The following is a 3943-nucleotide window of genomic DNA, read 5'->3' as shown; positions in this document are numbered from 1 at the left end:
GTGAAGATGATCACCTGCACGTCGGACAGATCAGGGATAGCATCCAACGGCATGTTCTTGAACGACCAAACCCCGCCGATGGCCAGGATGATCGCCCCCAGCAACACCATGAAGCGGTCTTTCAGCGCGCTATTGATGATGAAATCAGTCATGGTTATGCGCTCCTGACCTCAGCGTTGCCGGCGGTTGCGCTGGCGACGGTTCCATCATTTTGGCGGTGGCTTCGTTCAGTTTGGACTCGGAGTCGATCAGGAATTGCGCCGAAGTGACGACTTCTTCCCCGGCGGCTAATCCGTCAAGAATGGCGATGTTGTCATCGGACGACAAACCCGTCGTCACTTGACGCGGCTCGAATTTGCCGGGACCGCGCACCACCAAAACCTGGGTCTGTGCGCCGGAACGGATAACGGCTTCGGAAGGAATCACCACCGCATCCAGTTGCTTGCCGGCATGGATGGTCACTTCGGTGAACATATCGGGTTTTAACAGCAAGTCGGCATTGTCGAATACCAGGCGTACTTTGATGGTCCGGGTCTTGGCTTCGGCATAAGGATAGATAAATGCCAGGTGGCCCTTGAAGGTGCGGCCCGGAACGCCGGCCAGTCGCATTTCGACCGGGTCGCCTTCTTTCACCCAGGGCAGTTCGTACTCGTAAATTTCGGCATACACCCAAACTTTCGACAGATCGGCGATCATGTACAGCTCGGTTTCCGGCGTAACGTATTGGCCTTCACGAGCGCCGATATTGATCACGATGCCGTCCGCCGGAGTATGAATATGCAGGCTCTTTTTAATGGATTGGCTATCCGTCAGGTCGTGTAGTTGATGCGCCGGTACATCCAGCAATTTCAAGCGCTCTCGGGAGCTTTTGACCAGTTCTTCCGCACCGCGTCGAATCTCTTCGATCGGGCTTTTTTCCAGCACTTTAAGGTTATTCAGAGCCAGTACATATTCCTGTTGGCTGGCCACCAGTTGCGGCGAATAAATGCTCAGCAGCTCTTCATTCTTCCTGACCCTTTGCCCAGTCTTATCGGCGCGCAAGGTTTCAATCCAGCCTTCGGTTTTGGGATGCAGGCGGACGATATGCTCTTCGTCGTAGGCCACCCGGCCGACGGCGCGTACCACATGCGACAGCAAGGTTTGTTTGGCAAATGAGGTCCGCACGCCGATGTTTTGTACAGTCGCCGCATCGATTCTGACAGAACCAGCCGAGTCGTCGGTTTTATCCTCCTCTTCCGCATACACGGGCAGATAATCCATGCCCATATTGTCTTTGGCCGGCATGGTCGAGGTGACCGAGGGATTCATCGGGCTTCGATAAAACAGAGGTTTCCTGTCCTCCGCCGGTTGAACAACCGATTCCTGTTTGGGTGATTGCGCCAACCAATAGCCGCCCACCAAGCCTATCCCCAGCGTCACCGTGGCGGTCAATAACAGTTGCTTATTCATAAATGTCGTCCTCGCCCACATTCGCGCAGAGTTGCGCCAGTGCTTGCTGAGCTTCTGTGAAGGCTTTCCAGTATTGAGTTTCGTATTCGAACAAGGTGATCTGGCTGCGCACCAGATTCAGAAAATCGACCTTGTTGACCTGATAGCCGGCCAGCATGGAGGCGACGGTTTGCCGGGCCTGCGGAATGATGCCGGTATCGAACAACACAAATTGCTGTTTGGCTCGCTGGTAATCGCTATGACTTTGGGTAATTTCAGAGCGAACCGCGTTCCATCGATCTTGCAGCGCATAGCGTTGTTGCATCAGCTCGCTGTTGCGCTGATCTATCATCTTGTTCTGCTTGCTGCCGGCAAAAATCGGTACGTTCATGCTGACGCCCAGACTGAGCAGATCGGAACGCCGGGTTCCGTCCGGCATGTTATCGCGGGCGCCATACGCCGCTTCGACATTGAAATCGGGCAATACGTCTTTTTCAGCCAGTTCCAGCTTCGATTGCGCGGCGTTAATGCCACGCCGCTCGCTTTCCAGCAGCGGCCTTGAGCTTTCCGCTTGTTGATACAGGCTGTCTTCCTGTCTGATTTCCGGCAGCTGTATTGAAATTGTGGCGGGTAATTGCACGGAGTTGTTGGCGGGTTGATCCAGCAAGGCGTTGAGCTTGGCCACGGTGCCGCGCCTCGTCCCGGCCAAATTGATTTTTTGATCGAGCAATTTGGATAACTCCAGTTGAGCCAGCAACACATCCTGCTGCAAGCCTTCGCCGACTTCGTATTTGCTTCTGGCGATATCGACGAACTGCTGCAATAAGCTGTGATTGTTGTTCACAATCTCCAGCGTTCGATCCAGATAAAAAACCTGCCACCACAGGGTTTTCACGTCGCTCAACAAACGTAACCGTACTTCATCGGCATTGAGCGTTGCCGCTTCCGCTTCATACATCGCCGCCTGTTCGCGCAGCGCCAGTTTGCCGGGAAAAGGAATGGCCTGGGAGAGGCCAAAGCCGATTTGCGTCATGTCTTCCGGCCGGGTGCTGAAACTATTGGTCGGCAGGCTCATGGCATTGAAACTGATTTGCGGATCGGGCAGGCTGCCCTCTTGCGACGGAATCGCGGCCATCGCCTTGGCGCGAGCCAGCATTTGCGCCAGATCGGGATTATCCTGAGCGACTTTTTGAGTGGCGGCCTCAAGCGTTAATAGCGGTTGCTCCGCAGCGTCGACAACGCTACAGACGAAAAACAGCGTCGCCATCAGCAGACGCTTTAAATGAACAGATCTCATGATTGTCCTCATAAGCTCGTTATAGCAATGACGATCAACCAACAGGCTGACTTAGCCGATGTCGATCGTCTTAATGGGGATGGTTGTTTTTACGGCAAAACACCACCGTTGAACAGCTTAGAGGGTAATAATAGGCGGTTTTATATCCGGGGGGACAAGCAACGAAACCGATGTGAGTATTTCTCCAGCGCTATAGTGGCTAGAGATATGCGGTGGGATAAACCCAAAGGAGGATGTGATTGCGCAATCGACGCAAACATGAAAGCTGCAACTGGCTAGGTGTGCCTTTGCAGGCTGGCAATGATCGGAATGAGGTGAAATCGAATTACTTGAGTCACTCATCTCTGCGGCGGCAATGATTTGTGAAGCAGACAACTGACTAGCAAACTCGGAATAATGATCAAACGCTACCGCAACAGGCATGATAGCCATCAGTACCAGGAGGATTGTGGTTAAGCGCTGTTTCACCATGAAACTGAGTTTAGCTTATGAATGATGATATGTGAATCTTTGTATGTGTTTAGACCACCAGTCGTCACTGAGTGCTGCCGACCCTCAGTAGTCATTTCGGTATCCGCTTACTGTCCGCATTTGATTGTTCATCTGACGATCATCGCTAAGCCTTAATTCTGCTTGACCTTCCAACTATGTAAACCTTTAGATTGATGCCATCCAGATGGCCCCTGATACAAAGTAGCTATCCATGATTAAGATTCAAATGATTTTTAGGAGGTTGCAATGGAATCACATACACAAGTCAATAAGAAAACCGCGCACGCCTATAACACCGCTGCCGATTTATTCGATCATCCGGCCAACACGTTTTGGAGTCGTTTTGGCACCAGCACCGTTGACCGATTAGGGTTAATTAAGGGCGACAAGGTATTGGATGTTTGTTCCGGAACCGGCGCTTCAGCCTTACCGGCTGCGCGTAAGGTTGGCTCAGATGGCCGAGTGGTAGCCGTCGATTTGGCAGAAAAATTATTGGCAAGGGCGGCTGAAAAAGCCTCAGCCGAAGGTCTGCAGAATATACAGTTTCGGGTCGGCGATATGTTCGCGTTAGCTTATCCCGATGGTTATTTCGATGCCGTCATTTGCGTGTTTGGGATATTTTTCATGCCTGATATGGCCACCGCGGTCAGAGAATTGTGGCGCCAAGTCCGGCCTGGCGGGCGCCTGGCAATTACAACCTGGGGGCCTGAGTTATTCGAGCCAGCC

Annotated in this window: 3 protein-coding genes; 1 reads left to right on the top strand and 2 read right to left on the bottom strand. The window is 52.5% G+C overall.

Translation table 11 applies throughout. The annotated features are described in order from the left end of the window. Nucleotides 1-144: 144 nt before the first annotated feature. Both A1332_RS21905 and A1332_RS21900 read right to left on the bottom strand, forming a co-directional pair. Nucleotides 145-1449: an efflux RND transporter periplasmic adaptor subunit gene (locus A1332_RS21905; RefSeq protein ID WP_064010533.1), complete on the bottom strand. Its 1305-nt coding sequence runs from the start codon at nucleotides 1447-1449 to the stop codon at nucleotides 145-147. Beyond that, on the bottom strand, nucleotides 1442-2725 hold the full coding sequence (locus A1332_RS21900; RefSeq protein WP_064010532.1) for a TolC family protein: 1284 nt from the start codon (nucleotides 2723-2725) through the stop codon (nucleotides 1442-1444). The genes A1332_RS21905 and A1332_RS21900 overlap by 8 nt, the downstream gene beginning before the upstream one ends. A gap of 738 nt (nucleotides 2726-3463) precedes the next feature. Here A1332_RS21900 and A1332_RS21890 point away from each other — a divergent pair. Then, nucleotides 3464-3943: class I SAM-dependent methyltransferase (locus A1332_RS21890; protein ID WP_157204082.1), on the top strand; the 480-nt coding region annotated here is incomplete at its 3' end.

The organism is Methylomonas methanica, from assembly GCF_001644035.1.
GTDB lineage: Bacteria > Pseudomonadota > Gammaproteobacteria > Methylococcales > Methylomonadaceae > Methylomonas > Methylomonas methanica_A.
Note: the sequence above shows the minus strand (reverse complement) of the source record. Positions and strands in the feature narration are given on the sequence as shown.

What these genes read in the sequence shown, in the direction of transcription:
- A1332_RS21905 (WP_064010533.1), bottom strand. Translation starts at nt 1,449, where the DNA reads ATGAATAAGCAACTGTTATTGACCGCCACGGTGACGCTGGGGATAGGC.
- A1332_RS21900 (WP_064010532.1), bottom strand. Translation starts at nt 2,725, where the DNA reads ATGAGATCTGTTCATTTAAAGCGTCTGCTGATGGCGACGCTGTTTTTC.